The organism is uncultured Piscinibacter sp. (genome assembly GCF_937952055.1).
Classification (GTDB): domain Bacteria; phylum Pseudomonadota; class Gammaproteobacteria; order Burkholderiales; family Burkholderiaceae_C; genus Piscinibacter.
Map to the genome: position 1 here is coordinate 1 of NZ_CALFYO010000004.1, position 16,678 is coordinate 16,678.

The window sequence follows — 16,678 nt, forward strand, 5'->3', positions numbered from 1 at the left end:
TGCCCTTGAACAGCGGGCCGTCGCAGTGCGGGCAGTAGGCCACGCCCTTGTTGCGGTACTCGGCTTCGCCGGGCACGTTGACGTTGCGCCAGCGCGCGCCGGTGGACAGGATCACCGTCTTGCCCTGCAGCTGCGCGCCGTTGGCCAGCGTGAGCGTCGTGATGCCGCCGGGCTGCAGCGAAGGCTCGAGCTTCTCGACACGCTGGCCGTTCATGATGTCCACGTCGTAGTGGCGCGCATGCGCTTCCAGCGCCGCGGCGAACTTCGGGCCCTGCGTCTCGAGCACGGAGATGTAGTTCTCGATGCCCAGCGTGTCCAGCGTCTGGCCGCCGAAGCGCTCGGCGACGATGCCGGTCTTGATGCCCTTGCGCGCGGCGTACACCGCCGCGGCTGCGCCGGCCGGGCCACCGCCGACGATGAGCACGTCGAACACGTCCTTCTTGGCCAGCCGGGCGGCGTCGCGCGCGGCGGCGCCGGTGTCGATCTTGGCGAGGATCTCGCCGATCTCCATGCGGCCCGAGCCGAAGGGCTGGCCGTTGAGGAAGATCGTCGGCACGGCCATGATCTTGCGATCGTTGACCTCGGCCTCGAACAGGCCGCCGTCGATGGCGACGTGGCGGATGCGCGGGTTGAGCACCGCCATCAGGTTCAGCGCCTGCACCACGTCCGGGCAGTTGTGGCAGGTCAGCGACATGTAGGTCTCGAAGGCGAAGTCGCCTTCGAGGGCCTGGATCTGTTCGATCACCTCGGCCTCGAGCTTGGGCGGGTGGCCGCCGGCCTGCAGCAGCGCCAGCACCAGCGAGGTGAACTCGTGGCCCATCGGGATCGCCGCGAAGCGCACGCCCATGTCGGCGCCGGCGCGGGTGATCTGGAACGACGGCTTGCGCGCGTCGTTGCCGTCGAAGCGCGCGTGCACCATCGGATGCAGCGCCGCGATCTCCTCGATCAGCTCGCGCATCTCGGCCGAGGCCTCGCGCTCGTCGAGCGAGGCGATCAGCTGCACCGGCTCGCGCAGGCGCTCCAGATACGAGGCGAGTTGAGTCTTGAGGGTGTCGTCCAACATGGCGCAGAACTCCGAAATGAACAGGCGTGTTCAAGCAGACGCCGCGGGTCCGGCTTCGCCGGCCCGCTGGCGTCGCCCCCTCGAGGGGGGAGCGCCGTCAGGCGCTACGGGGGTGGGTCAGATCTTCCCGACGAGGTCGAGAGACGGCGTCAGCGTCTTCGCGCCCTGCTGCCACTTGGCCGGGCACACCTGGCCGGGGTTCTTGGCCACGTACTGGGCGGCCTGCAGCTTGCGCAGGGTCTCCTTGACGTCACGCGCGATGGCGTTGTCATGGATCTCGGCGGTCTTGACCACGCCGTCCGGGTTGACGATGAAGGTGCCACGCAGCGCCAGGCCCTCTTCCTCGATGTGCACGCCGAAGGCACGGGTCAGCTTGTGCGTCGGGTCGCCGACCAGCGGGAACTTCGCCTTGCCCACCGCCGGGCTGGTCTCGTGCCACACCTTGTGCGAGAAGTGCGTGTCGGTGGTGACGATGTACACCTCGGCGCCCAGGTCCTTGAAGGCGGCGTAGTTGTCGGCGGCGTCTTCCACCTCGGTCGGGCAGTTGAAGGTGAAGGCGGCCGGCATGAAGATCAGCACGGACCACTTGCCCTTCATCGACTCGTTGCTGACCTCGATGAACTTGCCGTTGTGGAAGGCGTTGGCCTTGAATTCGGGGACTTGCGTGTTGATGATCGACATGGTGATTTCCTTGTGTTGAAAGACAGAGGGCGAAAGGATCGGACAGGCGCCATTTTGTGTGCGCTGCAGCATATCGTGGGTTGATTGGATAAATGTCGGCAATTGGCGCTGCCTATCGAGCGCCCCGCCCCTCGCGCGCCAGGCTCAGTCCAGTGTCACCACCCGGTCGCCCGGCTGCGCCTCGCAGCCCTCGGCAAGGGCCGTCCAGCCGTGGCGCACCACCACTCGTGCGCCGGACTGGCAGAACTCGACGCGCCGCGCCTGCGGCCAGCGTGCACGGACGAAAGACTCGATCGAAGACGGCATGCTGACCCGGTAGAGCCCCTGCGCGAGATCCTCAGCCGGATGGTCGTCGTGGTGCAGCCAGGGAATGGCCGCCGTCAGCCACATCGTGGGCGGGAAGGCGATGCGGAACTCGTGTGCCGCGTAGCCGTGAGCGCGCAGCCAGGTCTGCGCCTCGCTGCGCGCGTCGGGGCCGCCGGACGTGCCGCCCCAGGCCATGCCCATCAGCTCGGCCACCCATTGGTTGCAGTTCTGGTAGCGCTGGCTCCACACGTGGGCGTTCGCGCTGTAGGTGCCGCCGAGCAGCGCCAGTGCCCGACGGTCGTCGAGAGCCGCCGTCTCCAGCAGCGCTGCGGCTTCGTCGGGCAGGAACACCGCCGAGAAGTAGCCGCCCTCCGGGCTGCTCATGCCGAGCAGGAAGGCACTCAGGCCCTGATCGAACAGCCGCGGCCGCTGCTCCTCGCAGGCGTAATAGAGCTGGCGCACCGACCAGGGCGCCATCGCATTGCCGAGCAGGCTGAGGCCGGCGTGCGAGTAGCGCTGCTCGAGGCGAGAGAGGTCGAGCCCGGCGCGCGAGACCAGCGCCACGCGCTGCCCGGAGGCCTGCAGCTCGTGGCGGACGATCTCGGCGAAACGCAGCAGCCGGTCGCGCTGTTCATGGCTGATCTGCGCCGGCGCATCGCAGTAGCGCAGCGTGCCGGCCTGCGCCGGTGCCGCCGCCGCGGCAACCAGCGCCAGCGCCAGCGCGGCGGCGGCGCGTCGCCAGGGCGCGGCGAACGCGATCAGAGCGAGACCGGTCGCGTCTGCAGCTCTCGGTACCACTCGTCCTTCAGCGCCATGAAGAAGCCCTTGAGCGTCGTTGCGTGCGCGAACTCCAGGCCGTAAGGCTTGTGCCTGGCCAGCACCACGCCGCCGGCCGCGAGGCGGCCCTGCTCGACCACCTGCTGCGGCAGGTAGAGGAAGAACTCGTCGTCGGCGCCGCCGGACGCCTTCACCGCCTGCAGCTTCAGCCGCTGCGTGCCCGTCTCCTCAGAGACGTCGGCCACCTCGATGATGCGGTACTCGCCCTCGGCCACATCGGCGTTGCCGGAGGAGCTGTTGCTCGAGCCCCTGATCGAGCCGGAGATGCTGGCCACGCTCTGGGAGCCGGCCGACGAGGCCGAGGAAGCCGACGAGGCCGGGTCGGCCCAGGCGGGCGCGGCCGTGCCGCTGGCAAGGAGGGCCGCAAGCGCGACGCGGGGCATGAGAGGGGCCATGGGACTGCTCCTGCGAGGTCGAAACTGCATGCGATCGTAACGCGCGAACCTTGTCCGCACGTTGCGGTTTGTGTCGCGGCGGCCCGGGTGGTACAAGGTCCGCGGGCGGCGCACGCGACACATGCTGCGCCGTCCACCACAAGCAACGAGACCCGAGGAGACATCCCATGCGATACAAGACCCGCACGCTCGCCTTGCTGTTGGCCGCAGCGCTCAGCTTCGCCGCACGAGCGGACGAGACCTGCAACTCACCCTACCTCACCAGCCTGATCAAGGGCCAGGAAGACTTCGTCCACGTCTGGACGCTGGGCGTCAAGGGCATGGGCGACGGCAACGACAAGCTCGTCACCATCGATGCCAACCCGAAGAGCAAGCGCTACGGCAAGGTGATCCACAAGATTTCGGTGCCCGGGCGCGGCGAGGCGCACCACATGGGCTTCACCGACGACCGCCGCTATCTCTGGGCCGGGCGCCTGGACGACAACAAGATCTTCGTCTTCGACATGCAGCGGCCCGACAAGCCGAGGCTGGTGAAGACGATCTCCAACATCGCGACGAAGACCGGCTTCGTCGGCCCGCACACCTTCTACGCCATGCCCGGACGCATGCTGGTGCAGGCGCTGTCGAACACGAAGGACCACGGCGGCGTGACCGGCCTGGTGATGTTCAACAACAAGGGCGACATCGTCGACAAGATCCCCATGCCCACCACCGAGATCGGCGGCGTGAAGGGCGACGGCTATGGCTACGACATCGGCATCAACCCGGCGAAGAACGTCATGCTCACCTCCAGCTTCACCGGCTGGAACAACTACATGATGGACCTCGGCAAGCTGGTGAAGGACGGCGAGGCGATGAAGCGCTTCGGCAGCACCATGGTCGCCTGGGACGTGAAGGCGATGAAGCCGCAGAAGATCTTCAACGTGCCCGGCGCGCCGCTGGAGATCCGCTGGTCGCTCAAGGAGGGCGACAACTGGGCGATCACCGCCGCGGCGCTGACCTCCAAGCTGTGGCTGGTCAAGCCCGACGCCAGCGGCGAGTGGCAGGCCAAGGAGGTGGCGACCATCGGCGACCCGGCGAAGATCCCGCTGCCGGTGGACATCAGCATCACCGCCGACGGCAAGGGCCTGTGGGTCAACACTTTCATGGACGGCATGACGCGCTACTTCGACCTGAGCAATCCGGAGGCGCCGAAGGAGGTCTACTCGAAGCAGACCGGCAAGCAGGTCAACATGGTCTCGCAGAGCTGGGACGGCAAGCGGATCTACATCACCTCGTCGCTGCTGGCCAACTGGGACAAGAAGGGCGACGACAACGAGCAGGTGCTGCGCGCCTACGACTGGGACGGCAAGGAACTGGTGCAGCGCTTCGAGGTCGACTTCAACAAGCTCAAGCTGGGCCGTGCACACCACATGAAGTTCACCGCGCGGCCGGCGGGCCAGGCGCTGGCGGGCGGCGCAGCGCCGTTGCGGGTGGCGCGGCAATGACCGATCGCGGCGCAGCACGGCTGTGGCGGCTGCGCGCGCCGCTCGCCCTGCTGGCGCCGCATGCAGGCGCCCGCGCGGCGAGCGATGCCGCCACAGGCCCGGCGCCGCGCGGCCGCGTCGATGCGTCGAAGCTGCCTGCGCCGGGCAGCTACCGCCTCGCGCGCATCATGAAGGCGCCCGATGGCACGGTGCTCGACAGCGACGGGCGCAGCCACCGGTTGCACCGTCTGCTCGCCGGGCGGCTGTCGGTGGTGTCCTTCATGTACACCTACTGCCGCGATCCCGAGGGCTGTCCGAAGGCCTGGGCGGCCATGGATGCGCTGCACGCTGCGCTGCTGCGCGATCCGGCGCTGGCCGCGGTGTCGCAGCTCGTCAGCCTGAGCTTCGATCCGACCAACGACACGCCGCAGCAGATGCGCCAGTACGGCGGCGAGCGCGTGGCCGATGCGCGCGTGCGCTGGCGCTTCCTCACCACCGCCTCGGTCCCGGCGCTGCTGCCCTTGCTCGACGGTTTCGGCCAGGACGTGACCGTGGAGACCGACACGCGCGGCCGGCCGACGCGCACGCTCAACCACATGCTCAAGCTGTTCCTCGTCGACGAGGCGCTGCAGGTGCGCGAGGTGTACAGCGTCGCGACGCTGTCGCACGAGGCGATGGTCAACGACCTGCGCACGCTCGCGATGGAGCGGGCCGCAGCGCGGCCGTGAAGCGCCGCCTCGCCGCGTGGCTGCTGGCGCTGGCTGCGCAGCCGGTGCCCGCGGCCGACGCCGCGCTGGGCCTGCCGGCGCTGAAGTCGCCACCGGCCGAGCAGGTCGCGCTCGGCCGCCGGCTCTTCTTCGACCGCCGGCTCTCCGCCAACGGCACGCTCTCGTGCGCGATGTGCCACGTGCCCGAGCAGGGCTTCACCGTCAACGAGACGCGCACCTCGGTGGGCATGCATGGCGTGAGCCTGCGCCGCAATGCGCCGACGCTGCTCAACGTCGCCTACGTCGAGCGCCTGTTCCACGACGGCCGTGCTGCCAGCCTGGAGGAGCAGGCGCTGCAGCCGCTGGTGCATCCGGACGAAATGGCCAACGCCAGCCTCGCGTCGGTGATCGCGCGCGTGAATGCCCTTTCCGACTACCGCGCGCCGCTGCGCGCCGCCTTCGGCAGCGCGCGCGCCTCGCCCCAGCGTCTGGCCCGTGCGCTGGCAGCCTACCAGCGCACCCTGATCGCGGCGGGCTCGCCGTTCGACCGCTGGTACTACGGCGGCGACGCCGAGGCGATGGACGGGCTGGCGCAGCGCGGTTTCGCCGTCTTCCGCGCGCGCGGCTGCGTCGACTGCCACGCCATCGGGGCGCGGCATGCACTGTTCAGCGATGGGGGCTTCCACAACATCGGCGTGCGCGCGCGCAGCGAGAGCCTCAACGAGCGGCCGGTCGACGTGGTGCTGGTGCCCGGCACGACGACACAGGTCACGCCCGAGACGCTGCGCATCATCGGCGTGGCCGACGCGCCCGATCGCGGCCGTCACGAAGTCACCGGCCGCGCGGCCGACCTGCGCGCCTTCCGCACGCCCTCGCTGCGCAACGTCGCGCTGACCGCGCCCTACATGCACGACGGCTCGCTGGCCACGCTCGACGAGGTGCTCGACCACTACGTGCGCGGCGGCTGGCCAGCCGACCCGGCGCAGGACCCGCGCATCCGGCCGATCGTGCTCGACGCGCAGGAGCGCCGCGCGCTGCTCGCCTTCCTCGCCGCGCTGACCTCGCCGGCGGCGTTGCCTTCGTCACGATTGGAGACCGGTCGCTGAGCGTGGCGGCGTGTGCATCGAATAGCATGCCGTCCGTGCCGACGACCGCGACGACCCGCCGCTGCCCCGCCGCTCCCGCCGCGTTGCTGTTCGCGTCACTGCTCGCCGCCTGCGGCAGCAGCCCGATCCTCTCCGGCCGCGACGGGCCCGAGAGCCATCCGCCGGCGCGCCTGGCCGAGGTGCCCGATGCCGAGCCGCGGATCGAGCCGATCCGCAACGGCGGTCCGAACAAGCCCTACGAGGTGCTGGGCCGCCGCTACGTGCCGATGACGCAGGACCGGGCCTTCAAGGAACGCGGCCTGGCGTCCTGGTACGGCCGCAAGTTCCATGGCCGCCGCACCGCCAACGGCGAGACCTACGACATGTACGCGATGACGGCAGCACATCCGACGTTGCCGCTGCCGAGCTACGCGCGCATCCGCAACCCGGCCAACGGTCGCGAGGTGATCGTGCGTGTGAACGACCGCGGGCCCTTCCACAAGGGGCGCATCGTCGACCTCAGCTACACCGCTGCGCTGAAGCTCGACCTGCTGCGTGGTGTCGCACCGGTGGAGCTGGAACGCATCACCTTCGCCGAGATCCGCAGCGGCGCGTGGCAGCGCGACCGGACGACGCCCGAGGTGCCCGACCGCGTCGATCCGGCGCAGGACACGGCCGTCGCGCCGGTGCCGGCCGAAGCGGCAGTGCCTGCGGCGGTCTTGCCCGAAGTTGACGCGCTGACCCTGCGTCCGCTGGCCAGCGCGCCGCGCGGCTTCTGGATCCAGCTGGGCGCCTTCCGCCAGAAGGACGGCGCCGAGAGTTTCCAGCGCCGCGTCGCCGACGAACTCGAGTGGCTGTCGCCCTTGCTGGCGGTGTTCGTCGACACACCGCTGTTCCGCCTGCAGGCCGGGCCCTATGCAAGCCGCGACGAGGCGCGCGAAGGTGCCGAGCGCATTCGTGAAGCCCTGCAGCTGGTGCCGGTCATCGTCGAGCGGAAGTGAGCTTCACTTCTTCGAGGCGAAGTGCTCGTCGTAGCGGTGCACGAAGTCCTTGTTCGCCAGCGGCAGGTGGCAGGCGCGGCAGGTGGCGAAATCCTCGGGCCCTTCTGGCCGCTGGCAAGATAGCTCGCGTAGACCCAGTTGCCGTTGCGCATCGGCTCGGGCACGGACTGCCCCCAGCCGGCATTCTTCGCCATCACGAACACGCGCAGCATCTCTCCCTTGACGAGCTTGCCGTCGGCGCCGGTGGCGAGCGTGCCGTCGGCATTGGTCTTTGCGGCGTAGTTCTCCATCACGAACACCGTGCCGTGGCCGAAGCCGCCGGTGGCGGTGGCCGCTGCGGCGGCAGGGTTCATGTAGATCTCGCGCACCTGCTTGGCGTCGGGCCGCTGCACCGCGGAGAGGAACTTGGGCCAGTTCCGGTAGTCGGCCGGCACGGCGATCTCGCCGTCGACGGGCGCCTTCGTCGGCGTGGCGCAGCCGGCGACGAGGGCAGCCAGGGCGAGGGAAGCGGACAACATGCGGGCCATCGGTGTCTCCTTTCGGGCGGCGCGTCGCCTCGACGCGGATCATTCGTAGGAGACAGTCTCGACGTAGCGCGGATCCTCGTGCAACCCCCAATAGGCCGCCTGCAATTGCCGGGTCACCGCACCGAACTCTCCCGCCGCGCGGCCGGCCACCGGCACACCGTCGACGCGGCTGATGCCGATCACACCGCCGCCGGTGCTGCTGAGGAAGACCTCGTCGGCGCGGCGCAGCGCCGCCGCCGGCAGCGCCGCTTCGCGAACCGGGATGCCGTGCGCATGCGCGAGCTCGATCACCGTGCGGCGCGTGATGCCCTCGAGCACGCCGGCTGCCGGCGTCAGCAGCGTGCCGTCGACGAGCGCGAAGACGTTGAAGCCCGGGCCCTCGGTGACGTTGCCCGCGCCGTCGACCAGCACGGCCGTCTCGGCGCCGCGGTCGTAGGCCTGGAACAGTGCGCTCACCATGTCGAGCCAGTGGTAGTTCTTCACCCTCGGGTCGACGCTGTCCGGCGCGATGCGCTGCACGTCGCTGACGTACAGGTCGACGCCGCGCGCCTGCCGGGCCGGGTCGGCGATCCACACGAAGGGGATGGCGAAGGCCATGAACCGGTTCGTGCAGGTCCTCGGGTCGCGCGAGCCCGGCGCGGGCTGCCCGCGCGTGCACAGCACTTCGACATAGGCATCGCGCAGGCCGCTGCGGCGCACGCATTCGTGCATCACGGCGCGCACCTCGTCGCGCGTCCTGCCCGGGTTCAGGCGCAGGCGGTCCATGCTGGCGAAGAAGCGGTCGATGTGGTCGGACAAGCGGAAGAACCTGCCCTGCCAGACATGGGCGACGTCGTAGGTGGCGTCGCTGTGCAGGAAGCCCCAGTCGAAGAGGGAGATCTTCGCGTCCTCGGGGGCGACGTAGTGGTCGTCGATGTAGGCGCAGCCGGGCATGGCGGGGTGCGGTGGTGGGGGCCGCACAGTATGCTCCGCACCATCCATGTCGCCGACACGTCCGCACGCTTCGCAGGCTGCTGCGGTCGCAGGGCCGCGGCAGGTGCTGCTGTTCTCGGGCCACCGTGTCGATGCGCCAGGACGTGCCGTGCCACGCTTCCCGCCCGACAAGGAACGCGCCGCTGCACGGCGCATCGCCGAGGTGCTCGACCGCCTCGGCGCCGGCCCGGCCGATCTCGCCCTCACGCAGGGCGCGGCCGGTGGCGACCTGCTCTTCGCCGAGGCCTGCCTGGACCGGGGCGTGCCGCTGCAACTGATGCTGCCGCTGCCGGAGGAGGCCTTCATCGCTCAGTCGATCCTGAGCGGCGCGGACGGCGCGTCGTGGCGCGATCGCTTCCTGGCGCTGAGAGCGCGGTTGCACGGCTCGCCGCGCATCGCCGACGACGAACTCGGTCCGCCGCCGGCCGGCGCCGACCTCTGGGCGCGCGGCAATGCGTGGCTGCTCGAGGCCGCGCTGGCGCATGGCGCGCAGCGGCTGCGTTTCCTCACCCTGTGGGACGGCTCCGGCGGTGATGGCTCCGGCGGCACGCAGCACATGGTCGACGAAGTTCGCCACCGTCACGGGCAGGTGTACTGGATCGATACGCGCAGTCTCTGACACTCGTCGGATCCAAGGGGATTGACCCCATGCGCCCTTCGGTGCTGTCATCGTGGCCCGCGAAGGAGCAGCCATGGCCACCAGCAAGCAGAAGAGCGCGGCGTCGAGCACGATCACCTTGCGCGCCGTCGAAGAAGGCAGTGCCCAGCCGCTGATCACTTCCGGCGACGACGTCAGCCTGCGATCGGCCCGGCGCGTGCGCGTGGGCGGCGCGGCGCGCGACGCCGCCGGTGCCGCGGCGCTGGTCGACGTGAATCCCGACGACGCGGTGTGCGTCGAGTTCGAGAACGGCATCAAGCTGTGGATGCGCGCCGACGAGCTGCTGCGCGAGCGCGGGCGCAAGGCGGCCACGCGCGGCAACGAGCCGGCCGCCTGGGAGATCGACACCGCGCCGCAGCTGTCGAGTCTCCGCGGCGACGGCCGCACCGGCATGGATCGCGGCGTGGTCGGCCTGGGCATCAAGGTGCTGGAGTTCTTCGGCATCGACGTTGCCGCCAAGTCGGCAAGCGTGATCGGCGACAAGTTCGAGCTGCGCCAGCTCAAGCTTCCCGAGGGCACGACGCCCGGCTTGTTCCGAGTCTCGCTCGGTGTCGACGCGACGATGACGCGCATCGCGGACGACGACGGCCCGAAGACGATCGCCGCCGGCAAGCCGGTGCTCGTCTTCCTGCACGGCACGATGTCCAGCCTGAAGGGCAGCTTCGCGGCGCTGTGGTCGGGCGCGAACGACGAGGGCGGCCAGGCGGCTGCCGCGCTGCGCGCTGCGATGCAGACGCGCTACGGCCGGGAGGTCTATGCCTTCGAGCACCGCACGCTGACGCACAGTCCGATCCGCAACGCGCTGGAGCTGGCGCAGCAGCTGCCCGTGGGGGCACAGCTGCACCTGGTCTCGCACTCGCGCGGCGGCCTGGTCGGCGAGCTGATGTGCCTGGGCGGCCGCAGCAAGGCCGACGATGCACTGCGCAGCGAGCTGATCGGCCAGCTCTTCGCCGCCGACCGCACGGTGGCCGAGCAGCTCGGCCTCGGCGCCCTCGACGGCGAGGACGCGAGCGCGCGCGATGCGGCCTACGCGCAGGATCGCCAGCTGCTCGCCGAACTGGTGAAGACCCTGGATGCGAAGCGCATCCAGGTGCAGCGCTTCGTGCGCGTGGCCTGCCCGGCGCGCGGCACCACGCTGGCCTCCGGCCGCCTCGACCGCTGGCTGTCGGTGATCAACTTCCTCACCGGCGACGGGCTGATCGGCGGCAGCGCCGACTTCCTGCTCGCGGTGATCAAGCGGCGTACCGACCCGCGCACGCTGCCCGGCATCGAGGCGATGATGCCGGGCTCGGCGCTGACGCGGCTGCTGCACCTGCCGCAACTGACCACCACCGCCGACCTCAGCGTGATCTGCGGCGACGTGCAAGGCAAGGGCTTGTTCGGCCAGCTGAAGATGCTGGCGCTCGACTGGTTCTACGGCAGCGACCACGACCTGGTGGTCAACACCGGCTCGATGCTCGGCGGCATCGCGCGCAGCGGCGGCGCGGCGCGCTTCCGTCGCGACGAGGGCGACCAGGTCAACCATTTCCGCTACTTCACCAACCGCAAGTCGATCGACTGGCTGGCCGACGCGCTGGCGCGCGAGGACGGCAGCGAGGCCGGCTTCGCCTCGCTGGCCGAAGCGCCGCACGAGGAGCCGCGCTGGCGTTCGGCGCTGCGCGCGAGCCGCTCGGTGAGCGCGCCGCGGCCCATCGCGGTGGTGGTTCCCGGCACGATGGGCAGCGCGCTGGCGGCGCGCGACCGCGGCATCTGGCTCGAGTACTTCGCGCTGATGAAGGGCGGGCTCGGCGACATCGGCGTCGGCGAGCCCGACGTGCGGCCGACCGACCTGCTCGACGACTTCTATGGGCCGCTGATCGAGCACCTGACGCGCACCCACCGTGTGGAGATCTTCCCCTACGACTGGCGGCGCTCGGTGCGCGAGGCAGCGCAGCAGCTCACGTTGCGGCTCGAGGGCCTGCTGCCCGAGGCCGAGCGCACACGCCAGCCGGTGCACATCGTCGCGCACTCGATGGGCGGGCTGGTGTCGCGCGCGATGATCGCCGATGGCGGCGCAGGGGCGCAGGTCTGGCGGCGCATGAGCGCCTTGCCGGGCAGCCGGCTGCTGATGCTGGGCACGCCCAACCTCGGCTCGCACGAAGCAGTGCGCTGGCTCACCGGCACCAACCCGACGCAGGCCAAGCTGATCCTGCTCGACTTCACCCGCGGCACGAACGGCATCATCGACATCGTGCGTCGATTTCCCGGCCTCGCCGAGCTGCTGCCCTTCGACGAGGAGCACAGCCGCTGGGGCCAGGTGGCGACCTGGAAGCAGCTGAAGAGCGATCTCGGCGCCGGGTTCCCCACGGTGGACGATGCCGTGCTGCGCCAGGCCAGCGCCACCTGGAAGCTGCTGCGTGCCGCACCGGCCGAGAAGGGGCGCATGATCTACGTGGCGGGCTGCCAGCCGGCCACGGTGATCGGCCACGAGGTCGTCGAGGAGGAATTCGGCTTCGCGCGCCGCCAGCTGCGCTTCATCGCCACCAGCGAGGGCGACGGCACGGTGAGTTGGGCTTCGGGAAGGCTTCCCGAAGTGCCGACCTACTACGCCCCCGACACCGGCCACGACGAGCTGTGCAGCAACGCCGACGACCGGCGCATCTTCCGCGGTTACGTCGACCTGCTGCTGACCGGGAAGACCGATCAGCTGCCTGCCTCGCCGCCCGGCGGCGCACGCGCTGCCGGGGCGCCGCCCGATCGCTTCGTGCTGCCACCGCTGCCGGTGGTCGACGACCTGCCCGACGCTGCCACTGTGCGCGGTCTCGGTTTTGGCGGAGGCCGCGCGCGCCGGCGCGGCGCGGTGACGGCGCGTTCCGCGCAACTGCGCGTGAGCGTGCGCCACGGCGACCTGCGCTATGCACGCCATCCGGTGCTGGTGGGCCACTACGCCGGCGATACCATCGTCAGCGCCGAGGAGGCGCTCGACCGGCAGATGAAGGGCGACCAGCCGCAAGGCCCGCTGACACGACGCCGCGACCTCGGCCTCTATCCCGGCGCGCACGGCACGCACGCGGTGTTCTTCAACGACGATCCAAAGCGCCAGCCGATGGGCGCGCTCGTCGTCGGCCTCGGACAGGTGGGCGATCTCTCGCCCGGACGGCTGGAGACGGGGGCGCGCGACGTTCTGCTCGAGTACGCGCTGCGGCTGCAGACGCGTGCGGCGGTCGCGCGCGGGTCCGGCGTCGCGCTCGAAGGGCGCTTGAACGCCAGCGTGAGCTGCCTGCTGGTGGGCACCGGCGCGGGCAGCCTTCAGGTGCGCGACTCGCTGGAATCGCTGCTGCGCGGCGCGCTGGCCGCCAACCGCAAGCTGGAGGACGCCAAGCTCGACCAGCAGGTGCTGATCGACCATGTCGAGTTTATCGAGTTGTACGAAGACCTTGCCATCAGCGCCGCGAAGGAGCTGGCGGTGCTGGCGGACAGCGCCGAGCTCGGCCCGCGCTTACTGTGGAAGGAGTCGACGATCGTCGAAGGGGAGGGACGCCGCCAGCGAAGCCGCTTCGACGCCGACCAGTCGTGGTGGCAGCGCATCGAGGTCACCGAGGACCGCAAGGCCGACCGCCTTCGCTTCGTCACCACCGCCGACCGCGCACGCGCCGAGGAGTCGCTGGCAGAAGGGCAGCTGCGCCTGGCCGACCGCTTCATCGCGCAGGCCTGCGGCAGCGCCGCGGCGAACAGCGAGGTGTCGAAGACGCTCTTCGAGATGCTGCTGCCGCAACGCCTCAAGCAGAGCTCACCCGACCAGCGCGACATCGTGCTGCTACTCGACGAGGCCTCGGCGCGCTTCCCCTGGGAGCTGCTGGAGGACCGATGGAGCCACCAGGGCCGGCCGCCTGCAGTCGGCGGCGGCATCGTGCGCCAGCTCAAGACCAGCGAGTACCGCGTCGAACCGCTGCATGCCTTCGAGAACACCGCCTACGTCGTCGGCAACCCCGACCTGAACGGCTGGAACGCCTTCGCCGACCTGCCCGGCGCGCGGCGCGAGGCGGAGCGCGTGCGCGAGGTGTTCTCGCGTGCCGGCTACGTCACCGGCGAGGCGATCGACGCGCAGGCCGCCGAGATCGTCGACGGACTGCACGCGCGCGCCTGGCGCGTGCTGCACCTGGCCGGCCACGGCGAGCACGAGTTCGAGATCACCGAGCCGGTGCCCGACGCGGCGCGGGCCGTGCCGGTCGAGCTTCCCGACGGACGCCTGGCCATGCCGCTGCCGCAGAAGAAGAAGGTCTCCGGCATGGTCATCGGCCGCGACACCTTCCTCACACCCGGTGACGTCAGGCAGATGCGCCACGTGCCGGAACTGGTGTTCATCAACTGCTGCCACCTCGGCAAGACCGGCGGTGGCTCCGCCCAGTACAACAAGCTGGCGGCCAACCTCGGCGTCGAGTTCATCCGCATGGGTGTGCGCGCGGTCGTCTGCGCCGGCTGGGCGGTGGACGACGCCGCCGCGCTCACCTTCGCCGAGGCCTTCTACGCTCGACTGCTCGCCGGCGCCACCTTCGGCGACGCGGTGCATAGCGCGCGGGTGGCCACCTGGAGCGCGCATCCGGGCGCCAACACCTGGGGGGCCTACCAGTGCTATGGCGATCCGGGCTACCGGCTGGTGCGCGACGACGTCGGCATCGACCGGCCGGCACCGCCGGCCTTCTACGCGCCCTCGGAGCTGGTCACCGAGCTGCGCAACCTCACCGAGGCGACGCGCATGAACAGCCAGCGTCGCGACCGCGACGAGGCGGCTCTCGCGCAGGACCTGCGCAGGCGCCTCGACGGCCTGCTCGCGCGCGTGCCCGAGCGCGCACGCAGCGACGAGCGTGAGAGCTGGCTGGCGCGCGCCGACGTCTGCGCGGCCATCGGCTTCGCCTACGGGGAAGGGCGCATGTTCGAGGAAGCGGCCGAGTGGCTGGACCGGGCGCTGCGCTGCGGCAGCGGCGATTGCCCGGTGCGCGCCGCCGAGCAGTACGCCAACTACCAGGTGCGGCTGGCCACGACGGAGTGGTCGCGGGTGCGCGCGGCGAGCGCCGGTACCGAGTCGGCCGTCCTGCAGGCCCAGCGCGCCGAACTGGCCGAGCGCATCGAGACGGCGCTGTACCAGCTCGACGTCATCAACACCCGCGCGCCGACCTATGAGCGGCAGGTGCTGCTGGGCGGGGCGTGCAAGCGCCTGGCCTGGGTGCAGTCGGGCCGTCCGCGCATCGAAGCGCTGCTCAACATGGCACAGTACTTCCGCATGGCCTACGACCTGAAGTCGGGCGACGATGCCTACGCCTTCAACAACTGGGCACTGGCCTGCCTGCTGCTGGAGCGGCTCGATGCGGAGCGTGCCGCGGGCAACTGGCGCCCCGCGCTGGCTGCGCTGTGCGAGCGACAGGCCGCGGCCACGCGGCGTGCCCTGGAGGAGTCGCCGCAGCTGTGGCTGGCGACCGGGCTGGGCGATCTGCAGGTTGTGCGACTGCTGCTCGCCGCCCGCGACAGGGCGGGCCACGAGGCCATCGGTCGCGCGGCGGCGGAGGACTACAGCGCCGCATTCGCGCGCGGTGCCAGCCCGCGCGAGGTGGCATCGATCCAGGAGCACCTCGACTTCCTCATCGAAATCACCGCCGACCCGGCTGCGCCGTGGCCGGCCGCGGTGCGCGACGCCCTCGGCGCCGTGCGCCGTTCGATGTGACCCTCGCGGAGACCCACCATGGCAGGCCGAGACCACTCCAGCACGCCACTGGCGCAGCTGCGCATCGCCGAACTCGATCCGCTGGATCGCATCGCCCGGCACTTCCGGCTCTATGAGCTGACGGTGAGCGAGACCGCCGACCGTCAGCGCATCGACAACCGCATCCCGAACGACACCGTGCTGCGCAGCGCGGTGAATCTTGCGCGTCAGGTGCTCGACCCGATTCGGGAGGCCTTCGGCGGCTTCTCGCCGAACAGCGTGTTCCGCGCCCAGGCGCTCGAGCGTTCGCTGAAGGGCAAGCCCTCGAGCTGGATCTCCACGAGCCAGCACACCGAGGGCCGCGCCTGCGACGTGGAGATCGTCGCCAAGCCCACGCTAGAGATCGCCGCCTGGGCGAGCAGCACGCTGCCGGAGTTCGACCAGATCATCTGCGAGTGCTGCGACCCGCGCCAGGGGCCGAACTCCGGCTGGGTGCACATCTCGCTGCTGCCGCCCGGCGCGGGCCGCAACCGCCGCCAGGTGCTGAGCTACGTGGTCGAGCCCGTCAGCGGCCGGCTCGTCTACGTCAGCGGGCTGCAGGCCAGCCTTGCCTGAGAGCGCGGCTCAGCGGGTCGCGAAACAGTAAAACAGGCCGGCGCCGCCGGTGGCCTTGAGCGCATCCTGGCTGCAGCCTCGCGTGCCGTGCGAGGCGTTCCACGAGCGTGACGGCTCGTCGTCGCGCAGTCCGATGCGGTCGTGGTGACCGACGATCGCCGAGCCCTCGCCGCTCTTCGTCCAGTTGCCGCAGGTGGTGTCGGCCGTGCCCTCGACGGCGCGCCCGTCGGGCGTGGAACCGGTGAGGATGTCGTGCGTGTTCGGCGTGTCGCCACGGCCGTTGATGACCTCGCCCTTCTCGGTGATGGCGGTCTGCTTGGTCAACTGGTTGCTGCCGTGCAGGTTGGCGACGTCGCTGGCGATCGTCGTGCCCTTGGCGTTGACCCAGGGTCCGCGGCCGATGCGGTCGCGGGCGTTCACGCCGCCTTCTCCCGTCGTGCTCAGGTAGGCTCGCCAGTGCTTGCCGCCTGCACCCGCCGCGGCGGCGAGCTTCTCGCAGTGCGCGTCGGCGCCGCTCAGGCCGCCGAGGTCGGCACCGTTGCCGCTGCCGACGCTGGTGACGAAGAAGCTCATCGGGTTGCCGGGCGCACTGGCGCAGCTGACAAGCAGGGTGGCCGACGCCGCGAGTCCGAGCAGGGTGAGGGTGCGAGTCATGGGGTCTCCTGGTGGGGTCTGGGGTCGCCGGGCG

Annotated in this window: 14 protein-coding genes; 7 read left to right on the forward strand and 7 right to left on the reverse strand. The window is 70.6% G+C overall.

What is annotated here, in order from left to right:
• The 4 genes from Q0599_RS01040 to Q0599_RS01055 form a co-directional block, all read right to left on the reverse strand.
• Positions 1 to 1,063, reverse strand: a 1,063-nt coding sequence (locus Q0599_RS01040) for an FAD-dependent oxidoreductase (protein WP_298824439.1), incomplete at its 3' end; no start/stop codon positions are given.
• Positions 1,064 to 1,180: 117 nt separating this feature from the next.
• Positions 1,181 to 1,744 (reverse strand): alkyl hydroperoxide reductase subunit C, encoded by a 564-nt coding sequence (ahpC, locus tag Q0599_RS01045; protein WP_298824441.1) that lies wholly within the window; start codon positions 1,742 to 1,744, stop codon positions 1,181 to 1,183.
• A 144-nt stretch (positions 1,745 to 1,888) separates the two neighbouring features.
• The gene (locus Q0599_RS01050) at positions 1,889 to 2,848 is read right to left on the reverse strand and encodes a DUF2145 domain-containing protein (protein WP_298824442.1); all 960 of its coding nucleotides are present in this window, start codon (positions 2,846 to 2,848) and stop codon (positions 1,889 to 1,891) included.
• Positions 2,809 to 3,282 (reverse strand): hypothetical protein, encoded by a 474-nt coding sequence (locus tag Q0599_RS01055; RefSeq protein WP_298824443.1) that lies wholly within the window; start codon positions 3,280 to 3,282, stop codon positions 2,809 to 2,811. Before Q0599_RS01055 ends, Q0599_RS01050 begins: the two co-directional genes overlap by 40 nt.
• A 167-nt stretch (positions 3,283 to 3,449) precedes the next feature.
• On the opposite strand from Q0599_RS01055, the gene Q0599_RS01060 reads away from it, so the two are divergent.
• Genes Q0599_RS01060 through Q0599_RS01075 form a run of 4 tightly spaced genes read left to right on the forward strand, consistent with a single transcriptional unit; the run spans position 3,450 to position 7,541 of the window.
• Positions 3,450 to 4,769 carry a selenium-binding protein SBP56-related protein gene (locus Q0599_RS01060; protein ID WP_298824444.1) on the forward strand — a complete coding sequence of 440 codons (1,320 nt, stop codon included), beginning with the start codon at positions 3,450 to 3,452 and terminating at the stop codon, positions 4,767 to 4,769.
• Positions 4,766 to 5,476: an SCO family protein gene (locus tag Q0599_RS01065; RefSeq protein WP_298824445.1), complete on the forward strand. Its 711-nt coding sequence runs from the start codon at positions 4,766 to 4,768 to the stop codon at positions 5,474 to 5,476. The genes Q0599_RS01060 and Q0599_RS01065 overlap by 4 nt, the downstream gene beginning before the upstream one ends.
• Complete coding sequence (locus Q0599_RS01070) at positions 5,473 to 6,561, forward strand: cytochrome c peroxidase (protein WP_298824446.1); 1,089 nt, start codon at positions 5,473 to 5,475, stop codon at positions 6,559 to 6,561. The genes Q0599_RS01065 and Q0599_RS01070 overlap by 4 nt, the downstream gene beginning before the upstream one ends.
• Before the next feature lie 35 nt (positions 6,562 to 6,596).
• Positions 6,597 to 7,541 carry a septal ring lytic transglycosylase RlpA family protein gene (locus tag Q0599_RS01075; protein WP_298824447.1) on the forward strand — a complete coding sequence of 315 codons (945 nt, stop codon included), beginning with the start codon at positions 6,597 to 6,599 and terminating at the stop codon, positions 7,539 to 7,541.
• Here Q0599_RS01075 and Q0599_RS01080 read toward each other — a convergent pair.
• A complete protein-coding gene (locus tag Q0599_RS01080) occupies positions 7,454 to 8,068 on the reverse strand; it encodes a cytochrome P460 family protein (protein ID WP_298824449.1) in 615 nt (204 codons plus the stop codon). The two genes, Q0599_RS01075 and Q0599_RS01080, sit on opposite strands and share 88 nt — an antisense overlap.
• 39 nt (positions 8,069 to 8,107) lie before the next feature.
• Positions 8,108 to 9,001 carry an aminotransferase class IV gene (locus Q0599_RS01085; protein WP_298824451.1) on the reverse strand — a complete coding sequence of 298 codons (894 nt, stop codon included), beginning with the start codon at positions 8,999 to 9,001 and terminating at the stop codon, positions 8,108 to 8,110.
• Between the two features lie 46 nt (positions 9,002 to 9,047).
• Between Q0599_RS01085 and Q0599_RS01090 the strand changes: the two genes are divergently transcribed.
• From Q0599_RS01090 to Q0599_RS01100, 3 genes are all read left to right on the forward strand, one after another.
• Positions 9,048 to 9,659 carry a hypothetical protein gene (locus Q0599_RS01090; RefSeq protein ID WP_298824453.1) on the forward strand — a complete coding sequence of 204 codons (612 nt, stop codon included), beginning with the start codon at positions 9,048 to 9,050 and terminating at the stop codon, positions 9,657 to 9,659.
• A 73-nt stretch (positions 9,660 to 9,732) separates the two neighbouring features.
• Positions 9,733 to 15,396, forward strand: a complete 5,664-nt coding sequence (locus Q0599_RS01095) for a CHAT domain-containing protein (protein ID WP_298824455.1) — start codon at positions 9,733 to 9,735, stop codon at positions 15,394 to 15,396.
• A gap of 18 nt (positions 15,397 to 15,414) precedes the next feature.
• Positions 15,415 to 15,990: a D-Ala-D-Ala carboxypeptidase family metallohydrolase gene (locus Q0599_RS01100; RefSeq protein WP_298824457.1), complete on the forward strand. Its 576-nt coding sequence runs from the start codon at positions 15,415 to 15,417 to the stop codon at positions 15,988 to 15,990.
• 9 nt (positions 15,991 to 15,999) lie between these two features.
• Here Q0599_RS01100 and Q0599_RS01105 read toward each other — a convergent pair whose 3' ends face one another.
• On the reverse strand, positions 16,000 to 16,644 hold the full coding sequence (locus tag Q0599_RS01105) for a hypothetical protein (RefSeq protein WP_298824459.1): 645 nt from the start codon (positions 16,642 to 16,644) through the stop codon (positions 16,000 to 16,002).
• Positions 16,645 to 16,678: the final 34 nt, after the last annotated feature.